12 protein-coding genes and 1 pseudogene are annotated in these 15,808 nt (G+C 70.1%); 2 read left to right on the plus strand and 11 right to left on the minus strand.

Annotated elements, in window-relative coordinates; translation table 11 throughout:
• Positions 1–7: 7 nt before the first annotated feature.
• Both C1M51_RS18875 and purL read right to left on the minus strand, forming a co-directional pair.
• Positions 8–739: a DUF1624 domain-containing protein gene (locus C1M51_RS18875; protein WP_129452030.1), complete on the minus strand. Its 732-nt coding sequence runs from the start codon at positions 737–739 to the stop codon at positions 8–10.
• Positions 739–4,743 (minus strand): phosphoribosylformylglycinamidine synthase, encoded by a 4,005-nt coding sequence (purL, locus tag C1M51_RS18880; protein ID WP_129452031.1) that lies wholly within the window; start codon positions 4,741–4,743, stop codon positions 739–741. The genes C1M51_RS18875 and purL overlap by 1 nt, the downstream gene beginning before the upstream one ends.
• A gap of 101 nt (positions 4,744–4,844) precedes the next feature.
• Between purL and map the strand changes: the two genes are divergently transcribed.
• Positions 4,845–5,648: a type I methionyl aminopeptidase gene (gene map, locus C1M51_RS18885; RefSeq protein ID WP_129452032.1), complete on the plus strand. Its 804-nt coding sequence runs from the start codon at positions 4,845–4,847 to the stop codon at positions 5,646–5,648.
• Positions 5,648–8,275, plus strand: a complete 2,628-nt coding sequence (locus C1M51_RS18890) for a [protein-PII] uridylyltransferase (protein ID WP_129452033.1) — start codon at positions 5,648–5,650, stop codon at positions 8,273–8,275. Before map ends, C1M51_RS18890 begins: the two co-directional genes overlap by 1 nt.
• Before the next feature lie 39 nt (positions 8,276–8,314).
• On the opposite strand, the gene C1M51_RS18895 is transcribed toward C1M51_RS18890, so the two are convergent.
• The 9 genes and pseudogenes from C1M51_RS18895 to C1M51_RS19330 all read right to left on the minus strand — a co-directional run bounded on the left by C1M51_RS18895 (position 8,315) and on the right by C1M51_RS19330 (position 15,700).
• On the minus strand, positions 8,315–8,968 hold the full coding sequence (locus C1M51_RS18895) for an energy transducer TonB (protein WP_129452034.1): 654 nt from the start codon (positions 8,966–8,968) through the stop codon (positions 8,315–8,317).
• A 45-nt stretch (positions 8,969–9,013) separates the two neighbouring features.
• Positions 9,014–9,451, minus strand: a complete 438-nt coding sequence (locus tag C1M51_RS18900) for a biopolymer transporter ExbD (RefSeq protein WP_129452035.1) — start codon at positions 9,449–9,451, stop codon at positions 9,014–9,016.
• Between the two features lie 18 nt (positions 9,452–9,469).
• On the minus strand, positions 9,470–9,901 hold the full coding sequence (locus tag C1M51_RS18905) for a biopolymer transporter ExbD (protein ID WP_011829352.1): 432 nt from the start codon (positions 9,899–9,901) through the stop codon (positions 9,470–9,472).
• A gap of 3 nt (positions 9,902–9,904) precedes the next feature.
• On the minus strand, positions 9,905–10,756 hold the full coding sequence (locus tag C1M51_RS18910; protein WP_129452036.1) for a MotA/TolQ/ExbB proton channel family protein: 852 nt from the start codon (positions 10,754–10,756) through the stop codon (positions 9,905–9,907).
• Positions 10,757–11,136: 380 nt separating this feature from the next.
• Entirely contained in the window at positions 11,137–13,566 is a 2,430-nt protein-coding gene (locus C1M51_RS18915; protein WP_165349722.1) for a TonB-dependent receptor, read from the minus strand.
• 92 nt (positions 13,567–13,658) lie between these two features.
• The gene (locus tag C1M51_RS18920) at positions 13,659–14,777 is read right to left on the minus strand and encodes an oligopeptide/dipeptide ABC transporter ATP-binding protein (protein WP_310733959.1); all 1,119 of its coding nucleotides are present in this window, start codon (positions 14,775–14,777) and stop codon (positions 13,659–13,661) included.
• Between the two features lie 161 nt (positions 14,778–14,938).
• Positions 14,939–15,214 (minus strand): annotated as a pseudogene (locus C1M51_RS19415) (ATP-binding cassette domain-containing protein); the annotation flags it as partial.
• Between the two features lie 7 nt (positions 15,215–15,221).
• Complete coding sequence (locus C1M51_RS19325; protein WP_242499828.1) at positions 15,222–15,542, minus strand: hypothetical protein; 321 nt, start codon at positions 15,540–15,542, stop codon at positions 15,222–15,224.
• The gene (locus C1M51_RS19330) at positions 15,503–15,700 is read right to left on the minus strand and encodes a hypothetical protein (protein ID WP_242499829.1); all 198 of its coding nucleotides are present in this window, start codon (positions 15,698–15,700) and stop codon (positions 15,503–15,505) included. Before C1M51_RS19330 ends, C1M51_RS19325 begins: the two co-directional genes overlap by 40 nt.
• Positions 15,701–15,808: the final 108 nt, after the last annotated feature.

Genomic DNA, 15,808 nt, shown 5'->3' on the forward strand with positions numbered 1-15,808 from the left:
GGGCACCTCACCGCACGGCCAGCCACAGCATCAGCGCGCCGATCAGCAGCGGCTGGTGCAGCATGTAGAAGCTCAGGCTCCAGCGCCCCAGCACGGCCAGCGGTCGAGCTGCGGTGGGCAACGGGCCACCGAGCCATCCCGGGCGGTGCTCGATCAACCAGCGGCCGGCCGCCAGGCCCCACCACATGACGCCCAGCCAGGGCAGCAGCGGCACGTAGTCCTCGGTGACCGGCCGGCGCGTCACCAGGCCGACCCAGTTGGCGAGCCGGCTGTCGAACAGCGGGTGCTGCACGAACTGCGGCAGCAGCACCGCCACCAGCCCCAGCGGCCACAGCCAGCGCCCTGCACCGGCGGAGAAACGGCAGACGATCAGCATCAGCGCGATGCCGTGCAGCACGCCGAAGCTGATCCAGCTGCGCGGGAACATCAGCGCGCTGCCGGCGCTGACCAGCAGCGCGCAACCGGCGATCTGGGCCCAACGGCGCCAGAAGCGCGCCTCGCCCTGGCCGGCGTGCAGCGCCACGGCCTGGCCGAGGCCGGCGCAGAACAGGAACAGGCTGACGATCGCGGTGCGCTGGTGCAGCCAGAACGGATCGGCGTGGAAGTTCGCACCGATCAGCCGGAAGTGGGCCAGGTCGAAGCAGAAATGGAACACCGCCATCCAGACGATGGCCAGACCGCGCAGCGCGTCGAGGCGGGCATGCCGGTCCGCGGGGGACCGCAGCGGCCCGCCTCCCATCAGGCGGCCCAGCGGCGCGCGTTGCGGAACATGCGCAGCCAGGGGCTGGCCGCGGCGATGTCGCCGCCGCTCCAGCTCATCTGCACGTTGCGGAACACGCGCTCGGGGTGCGGCATCAGCGCGGTGTAGCGGCCGTCGGGCGTGGTCACCGCGGTCAGGCCCTCGGGGCTGCCGTTCGGGTTGTGGGGATAGGCCTCGGTGGCGCGGCCGGCCGGGTCCACGTAGCGCATGGCACGGTGCACCGCGCGGGCGTCGCCGCGCTGGGAGAAGTCGGCATACCCCTCGCCGTGCGCCACCGCGATCGGCAGCCGGCTGCCGGCCATGCCGGCGAAGAACAGCGACGGACTCTCCAGCACCTCCACCTGCGCCAGCCGCGCCTCGAACTGTTCGCTGCGGTTGCGGGTGAACTTCGGCCAGGCCTGAGCGCCCGGGATGATGGGCGCCAGCGCCGCCATCATCTGGCAGCCGTTGCAGACGCCAAGCGCGAAGCTGTCGTCGCGGTTGAAGAAGGCCGCGAACTGGTCGGCCAGCCGCGGGTTGAACAGCACCGAGCGCGCCCAGCCCTCGCCGGCACCCAAGGTGTCGCCGTAGCTGAAGCCGCCGCAGGCGACGAAGCCGCGGACCATGTCGAGCCGGGCGCGGCCCGACTGCAGGTCGCTCATGTGCACGTCGTAGGTCTCGAAGCCGGCCTGCGCCATCGCGTAGGCCATCTCGATGTGCGAGTTGACGCCCTGCTCGCGCAGGATGGCGAGCTTGGGACGGGCCAGCTTCAGGAAGGGCGCGGCCACGTCCTCGGCCGGATCGAAGCTGGGTTGCCACTGCAGGCCGGCATCGTCCGGCGCACCGGCCGCCGCATGCTCGGCCTCGGCGCAGCCCGGATGGTCGCGCAGCGCGGCGATGCGCCAGCTCACCTCGTCCCAGGCCTGATGCAGTTCGCGCAGCGGCGCGCTGAACACCGCCTTGGCATCGCGCCAGACCTCGACCACGCCGCGCTCGTTGGGCTTGCCGATCACATGGCTGTGGCGGCCGAGGCCGGCCTCGCGCAGCACCTGGAGCACCGTGTCGCGCTCGGCGCCGGCGACCTGGATCACCACGCCCAACTCCTCGGCGAACAGCGCCTTCAGCGTCAGCTCCTCGCGGCGTGCACCCACCTGGCTGGCCCAGTTCTTGGCATCGCCGCTGTCCATGCGGCTGTCGGACACGCCGTCGCCCTCGGTCACCAGCAGGTCGACATTGAGCGACACGCCGCAGTGGCCGGCGAAGGCCATCTCGCAGACCGTCGCCCACAGGCCGCCGTCGGAGCGGTCGTGGTAGGCCAGCAGCCGGCCTTCGGCGCGCAGGCGGTGGATGGCGGCCACCAGCTGCTTCAGCAGCGCGGCGTCGTCGAGGTCGGGCGCGCTGTCTCCCAGCTGCGCCAGCGTCTGCGCCAGGATCGAGCCGCCCAGGCGGTTGCGGCCTTGCCCCAGGTCGATCAGGATCAGTGAGGTGTCGCCGGGCTGCAGCTGCGGCGTCAGCGTGCCGCGCACGTCGGCCAGGCTGGCGAAGGCGGTGACGATCAGCGAGACCGGCGCGGTCACCTGCTTCGCCTCGCCGTCCTCGCTCCAGCGCGTGCGCATCGACAGCGAATCCTTGCCGACCGGCACGGCGATGCCCAGCGCCGGGCACAGCTCCAGGCCGACCGCGCGCACCGTGTCGTACAGCGCGGCGTCCTCGCCGGGCTCGCCGCAGGCGGCCATCCAGTTGCAGCTGAGCTTGACGCGCGGCAGCTCGATCGGCGCGGCCAGCAGGTTGGTGATGCTCTCGGCCACCGCCATGCGGCCGGCGGCCGGCGCGTCGATCAGGGCCAGCGGCGTGCGCTCGCCCATCGCCATGGCCTCGCCGTGGAAGCCGGCGTGGTCGGCCAGCGTCACCGCACAGTCGGCCACCGGCACCTGCCACGGGCCGACCATCTGGTCGCGGTGGCTCAGGCCCCCGACCGTGCGGTCGCCGATGGTGATCAGGAAGCGCTTGCTGGCCACCGTGGGGTGGCGCAGCACGTCGAAGGCAGCCTGCTGCAGCGTCACGCCCGCCAGCGCCAGCGGCTCCAGGTGGCGCGCCACGCGCTGCACCTGGCGGTGCATCTTCGGCGGCTTGCCAAGCAGCACGTCCATCGGCATGTCGATCGGCGTGCCGTGCACGCCCTGTCCGCCCGGCCCGTCCTCGAGCACCAGCTGCAGCGCGTCGCTGGCCACGCCGACCACCGCGTAGGGGCAGCGTTCACGGGTGGCCATCGCCTCGAACAGCGGCAGGCTCTCGGGCGCGATCGCCAGCACGTAGCGTTCCTGGCTCTCGTTGCACCAGATCTCCTTCGGCGCCAGGCCGCTTTCCTCCAGCGGCACCTTGCGCAGGTCGAAGCGCGCGCCGCGGCCGGCGTCGTGCACCAGCTCCGGAAACGCATTGCTGATGCCGCCGGCGCCGACGTCGTGCACCGCGAGGATGGGGTTGCTGGCGCCCAGCGCCCAGCAGTGGTTCAGGACCTCCTGCGCGCGCCGCTGGATCTCGGGGTTGCCGCGCTGCACCGAATCGAAATCCAGCGCCGCGGTGTTGGCGCCGGCCGCCATCGAGCTGGCGGCGCCGCCGCCCATGCCGATGCGCATGCCGGGACCGCCGAGCTGGATCAGCAGCGTGCCGGCCGGGAACGGGATCTTGTGGGTCTGGCCGTCGCTGATCGTGCCCAGGCCGCCGGCGATCATGATGGGCTTGTGGTAGCCGCGCCGCTGCGCCTGCGCACCGGTGCCGACCGTCTGCTCGTAGACGCGGAAGTAGCCACCCAGGTTGGGCCGGCCGAACTCGTTGTTGAAGGCCGCGCCGCCCAGCGGACCGTCGATCATGATCTGCAGCGCGCTCGCGATGTGCTCGGGCTTGCCGTAGCGCACACGCTCCCAGGGCTCGCTGGTGCCGGGCAACTGGAGGTTGGAGACCGAGAAGCCCGTCAGGCCGGCCTTGGGCCGGGCGCCGCGCCCGGTGGCACCCTCGTCGCGGATCTCGCCGCCGGCGCCGGTGGACGCGCCGGCGAACGGCGAGATCGCCGTCGGGTGGTTGTGCGTCTCGACCTTCATCAGCACGTGGGCCGTCTCGTGGCGCGCCGCATAGACCGGCGCATTGGTGTAGCCCTGCGGCAGCCAGCGCTCGATGGGGAAGCCCTCCATCACCGCCGCGTTGTCGCTGTACGCCACGATGGTGTGCTGCGGCGAGGTCTTGTGGGTGTGCCGGATCATCTGGAACATCGAGTGTTCCTGCGCCTCGCCGTCGATCGTGAACTGGGCGTTGAAGATCTTGTGGCGGCAGTGCTCGGAGTTCGCCTGCGCGAACATCATCAACTCCACGTCGGTCGGGTTGCGCTGCAGTCCGGTGAAGGCGGCGACGAGGTAGTCGATCTCGTCGTCGCTCAGCGCCAGGCCGAAGTCGCGATTCGCCGCTTCCAGCGCCGTGCGGCCCCGGCCGATCACGTCGACCGTCTCCATCGGCTTGCCGGGCTGGGCATCGAACAGGTGGGCCGCGGCGCCGTGCTCGAAGGCCACGCTCTCGGTCATGCGGTCGTGCAGCAGTTCGGCCACGGCCGCGCGTTCGGCGTCGGTGAGCGGCTTGCTGCCGCCGAGCAGCCCGCCCTTGAGCGTCAGCCGGTACTCGGTGACGCGCTCGACGCGGCGGATGCCCAGGCCGCAGTTGTGGGCAATGTCCGTGGCCTTGCTGGCCCAGGGCGACACCGTGCCCAGGCGTGGCATCACCAGCACCAGGGTGCCCTCCGTCGGGCCGGTGTAGGCGTCGCCGTAGCGCAGCAGGCCGGCCAGCTTGTCGCGTGCGGCCGCATCGAGCCCCGCCTCCGCCGCCACCCAGTGCACGTGCCGGGCATGGACCGCGGTGATGCGGGCGGCGAGCGCCTGCAGCCGCGGCAACAGGGCCTGGGCACGGAAGGCGGACAGCGCGTTGCCGCCGTCGAAGGAGAGGATCGTGGGCTGGGTCATGGGGCGCGCGGAAGTCGCGGGTCTGGAGGGCGTGCGGCGCGAGGCGGGATGTCCCCTCGCAAACCCTAGATTTTACGGGCCTGATGAGATAATGCCCGGCTATGTCGATCACGATCAAGACCGCCGCCGACGCCGACGGCATGCGCATCGCCGGAAGGCTCGCCTCCGAGGTGCTGGACATGCTGACGCCGCACGTCAAGCCCGGCATCACCACCGACGAGCTGGACCGCCTGGCGCACCGGCACATCGTCGACGTGCAGGACGCCATACCGGCGCCGCTGAACTACGCGCCGCCCGGCTACACGCCCTACCCCAAGTCGGTCTGCACCTCGGTCAACCACCAGGTCTGCCACGGCATCCCGAACGACCGTCCGCTGAAGAACGGCGACATCGTCAACATCGACGTCACCGTCATCAAGGACGGCTGGCATGGCGACACCAGCCGCATGTTCGTGGTGGGCGAAGGCTCGATCGCGGCCAAGCGGCTGTGCTCGCTCACCTACGAAGCGATGTGGCGCGGCATCGTCAAGGTGAAGCCCGGCGTGCGGCTCGGCGACATCGGCCACGCGATCCAGACCTTCACCGAGCGGCAGGGTTTCTCGATCGTGCGCGAGTTCTGCGGGCACGGCATCGGCCGCAAGTTCCACGAGGAACCGCAGGTGCTGCACTACGGCCGCCCCGGCACGCTGGAGGAACTGGTGCCCGGCATGGTGTTCACGATCGAGCCGATGGTCAACGCCGGGCGCCGCGAGATCAAGGAACTGGGCGACGGCTGGACCATCGTGACCAAGGACCGCTCGCTCTCGGCGCAGTGGGAGCACACGGTGCTGGTCACCGACACCGGCTACGAGGTGCTCACCCTCTCGGCCGGCAGCCCACCGCCGCCGGAACCCGGCGCGGCCTGATGAGCGCAGCGCTGCTGCCCGCTACGCCCCCCGCCCCCACCGTGCCGGCGCTGCGCGCGCGCCTGCGCGACGGCAAGGCCGCGCTGATCGAGCACTTCCGCGCCTCGCGGCCCACCGCACCGGCCGCCATGCGGCTGATCCGCGGCCTGGCGCGCCATGTCGACGGCACGCTGCTGCACCTGTGGCAGCACGCGCTGATGCCCAAGGGCGCCGCGCTGGTGGCCGTGGGCGGCTACGGCCGCGGCGAGCTGTTTCCCTACTCCGACGTCGACGTGCTGGTGCTGCTGCCGGCGACCCACGGCGACGCGCACGACAACGACGCGCTCAAGTCCACCATCGGCGGCTTCATCACCGCCTGCTGGGACATCGGCCTGGAGATCGGATCGAGCGTGCGCACCGTCGCCGAGTGCGTGGCCGAGTCCGAGCGCGACGTGACGGTGCAGACCGCGCTGCTCGAGGCGCGCTTCCTGTGCGGTTCGCGCCGCGTGTTCGACGAGTTCCGGCGTGCCCACATGGCCGCGCTCGATCCGGCCAGCTTCCTGCGGGCGAAGACGCTGGAGATGCACCAGCGCCACACCAAGTACGAGGACACGCCCTACTCGCTGGAGCCCAACTGCAAGGAAAGCCCGGGCGGCCTGCGCGACCTGCAGACGGTGATCTGGATCGCGCGCGCGGCCCGGCTCGGCAAGACCTGGACCGCACTGGCCGCCAACGGCATGGTCACGCCCTTCGAGGTCAAGCAGCTGCAGCGCAACGAAGGCCTGCTCAAGCTGATCCGCGCGCGCCTGCACATGGTGGCGGGCCGGCGCGAGGACCGGCTGGTGTTCGACCTGCAGACGGCCGTGGCCGAGAGCTTCGGCTATCAGAGCACGCGCGAGCGGCGCGCCTCCGAGGCGCTGATGCGGCGGTACTACTGGGCAGCCAAGGCAGTGGCGCAGCTCAACCAGATCCTGATGCTCAACATCGAGGAGCAGATCCAGGGCACCGGCAAGTCGCCGATGCGCCCCATCAACGACAAGTTCCTCGACCGTGGCGGCATGCTCGAGGTCGTCAGCGACGACCTCTACCAGCGCGACCCGCACGCCATCCTCGAGACCTTCGTGACCTACCAGCAGACGGTCGGCATGAAGGGCCTGTCGGCGCGTACGCTGCGCGCGTTGTACAACTCGCGCGACGTGATGAACGGCGCGTTCCGGCGCGACCCGGTGAACCGCGCGCTGTTCATGCAGATCCTCATCAACCCCACGGGTCGGCAGACGCACGCCTTTCGGCTGATGAACCAGACGTCGGTGCTGGGACGCCACCTGTGGGTGTTCCGCCGCATCGTCGGGCAGATGCAGCACGACCTGTTCCACGTCTACACGGTGGACCAGCACATCCTGATGGTGCTGCGCAACGTGCGACGCTTCTTCATCGCCGAGCATGCTCACGAGTACCCGTTCTGCTCACAGCTCGGTGCGCAGTTCGAGCGGCCGTGGGTGCTGTACGTGGCGGCGCTGTTCCACGACGTGGCCAAGGGCCGCGGCGGCGACCACTCCGACCTGGGCGGCGTCGAGGTACGGCGCTTCTGCCGCGACCACGGCATCGCGCGCGAGGACGCGCAGCTGATCGAGTTCCTGGTGCGCGAGCACCTCACCATGAGCCGCATCGCGCAGAAGGAGGACCTGAGCGATGCCGAGGTGATCGAGGCCTTCGCGGCCAAGGTCAAGGACCCTCGCACGCTCACCGCGCTCTACCTCCTGACCGTGGCCGACATCCGCGGTACCAGCCCCAAGGTCTGGAATGCCTGGAAGGGCAAGCTGCTCGAGGATCTGTACCGCGCCACGTTGCGCGCGCTCGGCGGCGCCAAGCCCAATGTCGCGGCCGAACTGGAGGCGCGCAAGCAGGAAGCCCTGCACGTGCTCAACCTGTATTCGCTGCTGCCGGGCGTGCAGCAGCCGCTGTGGGACACGCTGGAGCTCAGCTACTTCGTGCGCCACGACGCGGCCGACATCGCCTGGCACGCCCGCTCGCTCCACCGCCACGTCGACACCCGCATCCCGGTGGTGCGGGCGCGCCTCTCCAGCGTCGGCGAGGGGCTGCAGGTGCTGGTCTACGCGCCGGACCGACCCGACCTGTTCGCGCGCATCTGCGGCTACTTCGACAGCGCCGGCTTCAACATCCTCGACGCCAAGATCCACACCACCACCACCGGCTACGCGCTCGACACCTTCCAGGTCATCTCGCAGCACGTCGAACAGTACGTCGACGTGGCCTACCGCGACCTGATCTCGCTGGTGGAGATCCAGCTGTCCGAGGCGCTGGCCGCCGAAGGCCCGCTGCCCGAACCGAGCCGCGGCCGCCTGTCGCGCCGCGTCAAGTCCTTCCCGGTCACGCCACGGGTGCTGCTCAAGCCCGACGAGCGCGCCCAGCGCTGGCTGCTCAGCGTGTCGGCCAGCGACCGATCGGGCCTGCTCTACGCGATCGCGCGCGTGCTGGCTCGCCATCAGCTCAACCTGCAGCTCGCCAAGGTCACCACACTCGGTGAGCGCGTCGAGGACACCTTCCTGATCAACGGCGCGTCGCTGCAGCAGAACCGCCAGCAGATCACCATCGAGACCGAGCTGCTGGACGCGATCGCGCCCTGAACCCGGCGCCGCGCGGGACGGCCGCCGGTTGGGCCGGCTTCACTCGATCTTGAACTCGAACTCCTGCACGGCGATCACGTCGTCGGCACCGCTCACGCACTTGTACTGCAGCATCGCGCTGCGCACCGCGGCGTGGAAGACGCGTGGCCCCGACAGGATCGTGACCTCCTTCACCACGCCACCGCTGATGCGCGCCTGGGCCCGCACCACGCCCGACGTGCCCTCCTGCAGGGCGCGGCGCGGCAGTTCCGGCTTGACCTGCGTCGGACAGACCACCGTGATGTCGCTGCGGCTGGGAGCAGGCGGGGCCGGAGGCGCTGGCGGCGGGGCCGGCGGCGGGGGCGGTTCGATCTTGTATTCCACCTTCGGCGGCTCCGGCGCCACGGTGATCGGTGGTGCGGGGGCCGGCGGCGGGATGATCTCCGGCGGCGGCACGTAGGGCGGCGGCGGCGCCTTCACCTTCGGTGGAGGCGCAGGCTTCCGGATCTCCTTGGGCGGCGGCGGGGGTGGCGGAGGTGGCGGCGGCGGGAGCTCCGCGATGATCTTCGCCTCGAGCGGCTTGCGGACCACCTCGACTACGCTGCGGGCCAGACCCGACACCAGCGCATAGAAGATGAAGACGTGCAGCACCGCCACAACGACGAAGCCGACGAAGCGCCGCGACGGCGGTTGACGCTCGAAGCTCAGGTCCATGCCGACGGACTCCGGGCCCCGGCGTGCAGCGGGCCGGCCGCGACGCTATTCGATGAACTGTTCACTGCCGACGATGCCGAACTTGGTGAGGCCGTTGCGCTGCACCGCGGCCATCACGCCGGCCACGGTGCTGTACTTCGAGAGCCGGTCGGGCCGCAGGTGCAGCTCGGGCTGCGCCTCCAGCGGCAGCGCCGCCATGGCCTGCAGCCGGCGCTCGGCCTCGACGACGTTGGCGACCGGCTCGGCGTTGAAGAAGATCGCATCGTTGGCATCGATGTCGATCTTCATCACCTGCGGCGGCACGAGCTGCGGCGGTGGCGGGCCGACCGGCATGTCGAGCTTGACCGCATGGAGCTGGATCGGGATGGTGATGATGAGCATGATCAGCAGCACCAGCATCACGTCGATCAGCGGCGTGGTGTTGATCTCCATCATCAGCTCGGGCTCGTTGCCGGCGTCGGCGCCCAGCGGGCTCATGGCCATGGTCGGAAGGCTCCTGCTTCAACCGCCGCGCGGCGGCGGTTCGGTGATGAACGACACCTTGGTGATGCCGGCACGCTGGCAGGCATAGACCACCTTGCCGACCGCGTCGTAGCGCGCCGCGAGGTCGCCGCGGATCTGCACCTCGGGCTGCGGCTTCATCGCCGCCACCTTCTTGAGCCGCTCGACCAGCGCGTTGGCGTTCGGCACGCGGCTGTCGTACCAGTACATCGCGCCGCCGGCGTCGACCGAGATGATCACGTTCTCGGGCTTGCTCTCGCGCACCTGGATCGTCTCCTTCGGCAGCGTGACGGGGATCGAGGTGGTGACGACCGGGATGGTGATCAGGAAGATGATCAGCAGCACCAGCATCACGTCGACCAGCGGCGTGGTGTTGATCGCCGAGACGACCTCGTCCTCGTCCCCTCCCGCGGGGCCGACGCTCATCGCCATCGCTCAGGCCTTGGCCGGGGCGCGACTCGTGGCGAGCAGCACCGAGTGCAGGTCGTTGCCGAAGGCGCGCACTTCTTCCATCGAGCCCTTGTTGCGACGCACCAGCCAGTTGTAGCCCAGCACCGCCGGCACCGCGACCGCCAGGCCGATGGCCGTCATGATCAGTGCCTCGCCCACCGGGCCGGCCACCTTGTCGATCGAGGCCTGCCCGGCCACGCCGATCGCGGTGAGCGCGTGATAGATGCCCCAGACGGTGCCGAACAGTCCGACGAAGGGCGCGGTGGAACCCACGGTGGCCAGGAACGCCAGGCCATCCTGCAGGCGGCTCTGCACGCGCTCCATCGCGCGCTGGATCGACATCGTGACCCAGCTGTTCAGGTCCACGTGCTCGAACAGCCCACCGTGCTTCTTGGTCGCCTCGAGGCCGGCCTCGGCGATGAAGCGGAACGGGCTCGTCGGCTCCAGCGTGTCGGCCCCCTGCCGCACGCTGCCCGCGCTCCAGAAGCTCTTGGCGGCCAGCTTGGCCTGGCGGTTGAGCCGGGCCTGCTCGATGAACTTGACGACGATGATGTACCAGCTGCCCATCGACATCACGACCAGGATCAGCAGCACCGCTTTCGCGACGCCATCGCTGGTCCGCCAGAGCGACTCCAGGCCATACGGGTTCTCCACGACCGCCGCCGGCGCCGGCGCGGCGGCCGCGGGGACGACGGCCGCGGAGGCCGCCGGCTCGATGGGCGCCACCGCCTGGGCATGAACGACCGAAGGCGCCAGGGCCGTCCCGGCCATCAGCAGGGCCAAGGCGAACGCCCCCAGCAAGGCGACAGCCGAACGGCCACGAAAGCAAGGAATCATGAAATCTCCGGGAGGCGTGCGTTGAAACGAGATTGTCGCGGGGGGACGATGCCGCTCGCAGGAGCGACTCATCGCGGGCCCACGGGGTCTGCGGGCGGGACAGCGCTTCGTGAGCGGATGCGATTATGAAACCCGGCGGGCTGCCGGTCGGCCAAAAGCATACGCCGTGCGTCGAGGGAGGCACTCCTGGTTTTGATCCGGGGCAGTTCGCTCATCGGGTGTCGTAAGAGAATTTTTTAAATTCTCATACAACATTCATGCCATGGATCGACGGGGCGACTTTCCTCGATCGTCCCCGGCGGCATCGTCGTCGAGCTGTCGTTTCGCTTTCGATAACGCTTACAAGCTGGCAGCTCGAATTGCACGACGACTGCGACGGTTCAATTGAACGCGTAGCTCGCGTTCAGGAAGAAGAAGCGCCCCCGGTTGGTGTACAGCTCGGCGAATCCGAGCTGGGAGTAGCGGCCGTCGGAGGCGTTGGTCACGCTGAACGGCGGCATGCGATCGAACAGGTTGCGGATGCCGAAGTCGAGGCGCAGGTTCTTCAGACCGGTGAAGCCGGACACCCAGTCGACCTCATGGTGGGAGGCCACCTTGCGGGTGCCGGGCGCGGGATCGGGCTCGTCGGTGTCGTAGAAGCCGCCGGTGGAGCGCAGCGCCAGGGTGTTGGCCCAGGTCGCCAGCTCCCATGTCACGCTGAAGAGGTTGCGCCACTTCGGCGCGGCGTAGGTCTCCTTCAGGTCCTGCCAGGGCTGGCCCGGGCCGTCCTGCCGTTCCTGCTTCAGGTAGTAGGCCGTGTCGTTGCGCAGCGTGAAGCTGCCGGCGCCCGCGCTGCCGAGGCGCTGCTCGAGCTGCAGGTCCAGCCCCTGCACGCGGGCCTTCGAGAAGTTCTGCAGGTCGGTGTCGACGACGATGCGACCCTGCGCGTCCTGGGCGAACTTGCCCGCCGCGATGGCCTGGTCGACGGTCGGCGTGTTGATCTGGTCGGCGATCTTGATCTGCCAGACGTCGAGCGTGGCATTGAAGCCCCCCTCGGGCGACAGCACGAAGCCGAGGTTGTAAGTGCGGCCCTTCTCCGGCTGAAGCCGGGGGTTGGAGCCGTTGGCGAAGAAGCCCGACAGCGTGCAGCCGGCCGGCTGGCCGAAGGCGGCACACAGCGTGTCGTTGGTGAAGTCGGCGGCGCCGCTCTCGCGCGCGCCGTAGAGCTGCTTCAGGCTCGGCATGCGGAAACTCTCGGTGTACGAGGCCCGGGTGCTGAAGGCCGGCGTGAACAGGTAGCGCGCCGCCAGCTTCGGGCTGGTCTTGCTGGCGCTGGGGTAATGGTCGTAGCGCAGCGCCACCTGGCCCTCGAGCTGCGGTGTCACCGGCACGTTGAGCTCGGTGAAGAACGCATAGGCCTTGCGCTCGGCGTCGACGGCCGCCTGCTGGATGCTGCCGACGATCTCTCCGGCCTGCGACAGCGCATCCGGCGTGTCGACGATCGACTCCTTCCAGACCGACGTGCCGACCGCATAGGCCAGCGGGCCGGCCGGCATCTGCAGCAGTTCGCCGGTCAGCTTGCCGTTGGCGAACAGGATCTTCGACTCGCCCTCTCGGCGCGGTCGCACCTTCAGCGACTCGACCAGCGCCGGGTCGTTGGTGAGCGAGCTGGCGTCGAGCTGGTCGACGCCGGCATAGGTGAAGTAGTTGCGGTCGTCGTTGACGACGCGGCTGCGGCCCTGGCCGACATCGACCTTCCACTCGACCTCGCCGAGCGTGCCCTCGAGCCCGGTCGACAGTTGCAGCAGGTTGGCCGTGCGCTGCGTCAGGCGCGGCCCGCCCTGCATGAAACGGCCGACGAAGAAGTCGCCGTTGCCGTCGAGGAAATAGTCGGGCGCGGGATGGCCGACGAAGGTGTCGCGCGAGCGCGAGGCCAGCACCTCGGCGAAGCCCTGGAGACCGGGCGTCAGCTGCACCGTGCTCAGCAGCATGCCGCTGAGCCGATCGGCGCCGTTGTAGGCGCTCAGCAGGCTGGCATTGAAGTCGTAGCGGCACAGGCCGTCGGCACCGATCTGCGCCGGCGGGCAGGGTCGCACGTAGGCGCCGGGAATGGGGATGAAGTCGGCATCGACATAGTTGCCGGTGGGCGCGAAGACACTGCGGCTGTCAGGCCCGCCGAAGCGCCGGAAATCGGCCGAGCTGGACATGTCGCGGTCGCTGCGCTGGATCGGGTCGCGCTTGAACAGGTCGAGGCCGGCGAACACGTTGTAGCCGTCAGCCGTCAGCGAGCCGAAGCCGGCCGACAGGCCGGCCTTGCGCTCCTCGCCGTCGCTGCGGCTGGAAATGCCGTAGCCAGCGCGCAGTTCGAAGCCGGTGTAGCTCTTGCGGGTGATGAAGTTGACGACGCCGGCGACCGCGTCGGCGCCGTAGATCGCCGAACCGCCGTCCTTCAGGATCTCCACGCGCTCGATCGCGGCGAGCGGGATGGAATTGACGTCGACCGCGGCGCCCGCCCCCGAGGAGTCGTACAGCGCATTGATCGGCAGCCGGCGGCCGTTCAGCAGCACCAGCACGTTGGTCTCGGCCAGGCCGCGCATGAAGACGATGGCGGTGCCCGAGCCGACCGGGGTGCCCGAGGACAGTTCGCCGTCATCGAAGATGTCGAGCGACATGATCGATTTCATCAGCTCGTTGATCGTCGATGCACCGGTCCGCTCGATGTCCTTGCGGGTCACCACCTGCACCGGCACCGGCCCCTCGACCTGGCTGCGCTTGATGGCCGAACCGGTCACCTCGACCCGCTCGAGTCTCTGTGCGTCCTGCGCCTGCACGCCTGTGGCGAACGACAGGAGCGCGCTGCCGACGAGCGCCGTGCAGCGTGCAAAAGTCGGGGTCTACGGGACATCGGGGCGGCTCCTGCGGGTCACGGTGGATCGAACTGGGGCGATTGGAACATCTGGCGGTCCAGCCTCGGCACGGCCGCCAGCAGGCGGCGCGTGTAGGCGCTGCGCGGCGCCTCGAGCACGCTGTCGACCGGGCCCACTTCCTCGAAGCGCCCACGGTGCATCACCGCCACCTCGTCGGCGATGTACTCGACCACGCCGATGTTGTGCGTGATGAACAGGTAGGACACGCCGAGCTCGCGCTGCAGCTCGCGCAGCAGGTTGAGGATCTGCGCCTGCACCGACACGTCCAGCGCCGAGGTCGGCTCGTCGCACACCAGCAGGCGCGGCTCGACCGCCAGCGCACGCGCGATCGCGATGCGCTGGCGCTGGCCGCCCGAGAACTCGTGCGGCCAACGCTCCAGCGCGTCGCGGCGCAGGCCGACACGCTCGACCAGCGTCTCGATGCGGGCGCGGCGCGCGGCGTGGTCGAGTTCGGGCCGCAGCGCGACCAGGCCCTCCTCGAGCGCATCGAACACCCGCATGCGCGGGTCGAGCGACGCGAACGGGTCCTGGAACACGATCTGGATCTCGCGACGCGCCCTCCGCAGCGCATCACCCTGCAGCGAGAACAGGTCCTCGCCTCGCCACAGTGCCCGGCCCTCGACCGCCGCCGTGCCGCGCAGCAGCTGCAGCAGGGCCTTGCCGATCGTCGTCTTGCCGCAGCCCGACTCGCCCACCAGCGCCAGCGTGCGCCCGGCGTCGAGCCGGAACGACACGCCGTCGACCGCCGTCACGTGCGCGCGGGTGCGCTGCAGCAGCCCGCCGCGCACCGGGAAGCGCACCACGAGGTTCTGCACGTCCAGCAGCGGCGAGGGATCAGCCGGCGCCGGCCGGGCCGCGGGCGCGTCGATCGCCGTCGTGGCCGGCGCCGACCCGGGCGGCGATGCGCCGTCGACATACAACAGGCAGCGCACCTGGTGCCCGGCCGCGGTCTCGATCAGCGGCGGCTCGGTGCGGTGGCAGCGCTCGAACACGCGGTCGCAGCGGTCGGCGAAGCGGCAACCCTCGAAGCGGCGCCACAGCGGCGGCACGCTGCCGGCGATCGCCGCGAGCTCGCCGCCGCGCTGGCTGGCGTCGGGCACGGCGCGCAGCAGCAGCCGAGCGTAGGGGTGCCGCGGGTGGCGAAGAAGTCCTTCGCGCTCGCCACCTCGACGATCTGGCCGGCATACATCAGCGCCACCGTCTGCGCCATGCCGGCCACCACGCCGAGGTCGTGGGTGATCAGCATCAACCCCAGTCCGCGCTCGCGCTGCAGCTCGCGCAGCAGGTCGAGGATCTGCTTCTGGATCGTGACGTCGAGTGCGGTGGTCGGCTCGTCGGCCACCAGGAACTCGGGCTCGGCGGCCAGCGCGATGGCGATCATCACGCGCTGCTTCTGCCCGCCGCTCAAGCGGAACGGGTAGTCGTCGATGCGCCGCTCGGGCTCGGGGATGCCCACGCGCTTCAGCCAGTCCAGCGCCTTGGCCCGCGCTGCCGCGCCGCGCAGCGCCGTGTGCGCCTCGATCGCCTCGACGATCTGCGTGCCGATCCGCATCACCGGTTCAGGGCCAGGCCGCGCGCAACGGCAGGTCGGTCTCGTTGCGCAGCCGAATGGCGGAAGAACACCAGCACAGCGCGAACAGCGTGCTCACGATCACCTGCAGGATGAACAGCGGCAGCGCGAGCTGCAGGCTCGCCGCCATGCGGCTCTGGATCTGCGTGCCGATGTCGCCGGCCGACTCGGCGTCGGCGCGGCCGAAGTCGAGCGCGAACAGGCTGACCGAGCGCGTCCCAGAAGATGGTGGTTCGTTGGCCTGCCGGGGTGCCGGTTTCCGGCGCGTTCCTAGTACAGCGGCTTGTCGTAGCCGCGCTCGGCCTTCCACTTGACGATCTGCTCTGCAGTGACGCGCTTGCCGCCGATGTGAGCCGTGCCATGTCGTTCCGGCGTGTTGACGGTGAAGAACAGGAAGAAGGTGAACAGGTTGACGCCGAGCAGGACCAGCAGCCCATAGCCCAGACGGCGCAGTGCGTAGGCGGTCATGCTCCGGCGCCCTCCCCCGCGCGCGCGCCGGTGGCCCCGCGGCCTCGCGCGGTGCTGCGCTCGCGGCCATGAACACCCGGCGCGCCAGCCATGCCACGGCGAGCGCGG

The sequence above is a fragment of the Methylibium sp. Pch-M genome, from assembly GCF_004136295.1.
Classification (GTDB): Bacteria; Pseudomonadota; Gammaproteobacteria; order Burkholderiales; family Burkholderiaceae_C; genus Methylibium; species Methylibium petroleiphilum.

Excerpts from the sequence above, each read along its gene's own strand:
- C1M51_RS18875 (WP_129452030.1), bottom strand. The coding sequence starts at position 739 with ATGGGAGGCGGGCCGCTGCGGTCCCCCGCGGACCGGCATGCCCGCCTC.
- purL (WP_129452031.1), bottom strand. The coding sequence starts at position 4,743 with ATGACCCAGCCCACGATCCTCTCCTTCGACGGCGGCAACGCGCTGTCC.
- map (WP_129452032.1), top strand. The coding sequence starts at position 4,845 with ATGTCGATCACGATCAAGACCGCCGCCGACGCCGACGGCATGCGCATC.
- C1M51_RS18890 (WP_129452033.1), top strand. The coding sequence starts at position 5,648 with ATGAGCGCAGCGCTGCTGCCCGCTACGCCCCCCGCCCCCACCGTGCCG.
- C1M51_RS18895 (WP_129452034.1), bottom strand. The coding sequence starts at position 8,968 with ATGGACCTGAGCTTCGAGCGTCAACCGCCGTCGCGGCGCTTCGTCGGC.
- C1M51_RS18900 (WP_129452035.1), bottom strand. The coding sequence starts at position 9,451 with ATGGCCATGAGCCCGCTGGGCGCCGACGCCGGCAACGAGCCCGAGCTG.
- C1M51_RS18905 (WP_011829352.1), bottom strand. The coding sequence starts at position 9,901 with ATGGCGATGAGCGTCGGCCCCGCGGGAGGGGACGAGGACGAGGTCGTC.
- C1M51_RS18910 (WP_129452036.1), bottom strand. The coding sequence starts at position 10,756 with ATGATTCCTTGCTTTCGTGGCCGTTCGGCTGTCGCCTTGCTGGGGGCG.
- C1M51_RS19330 (WP_242499829.1), bottom strand. The coding sequence starts at position 15,700 with ATGACCGCCTACGCACTGCGCCGTCTGGGCTATGGGCTGCTGGTCCTG.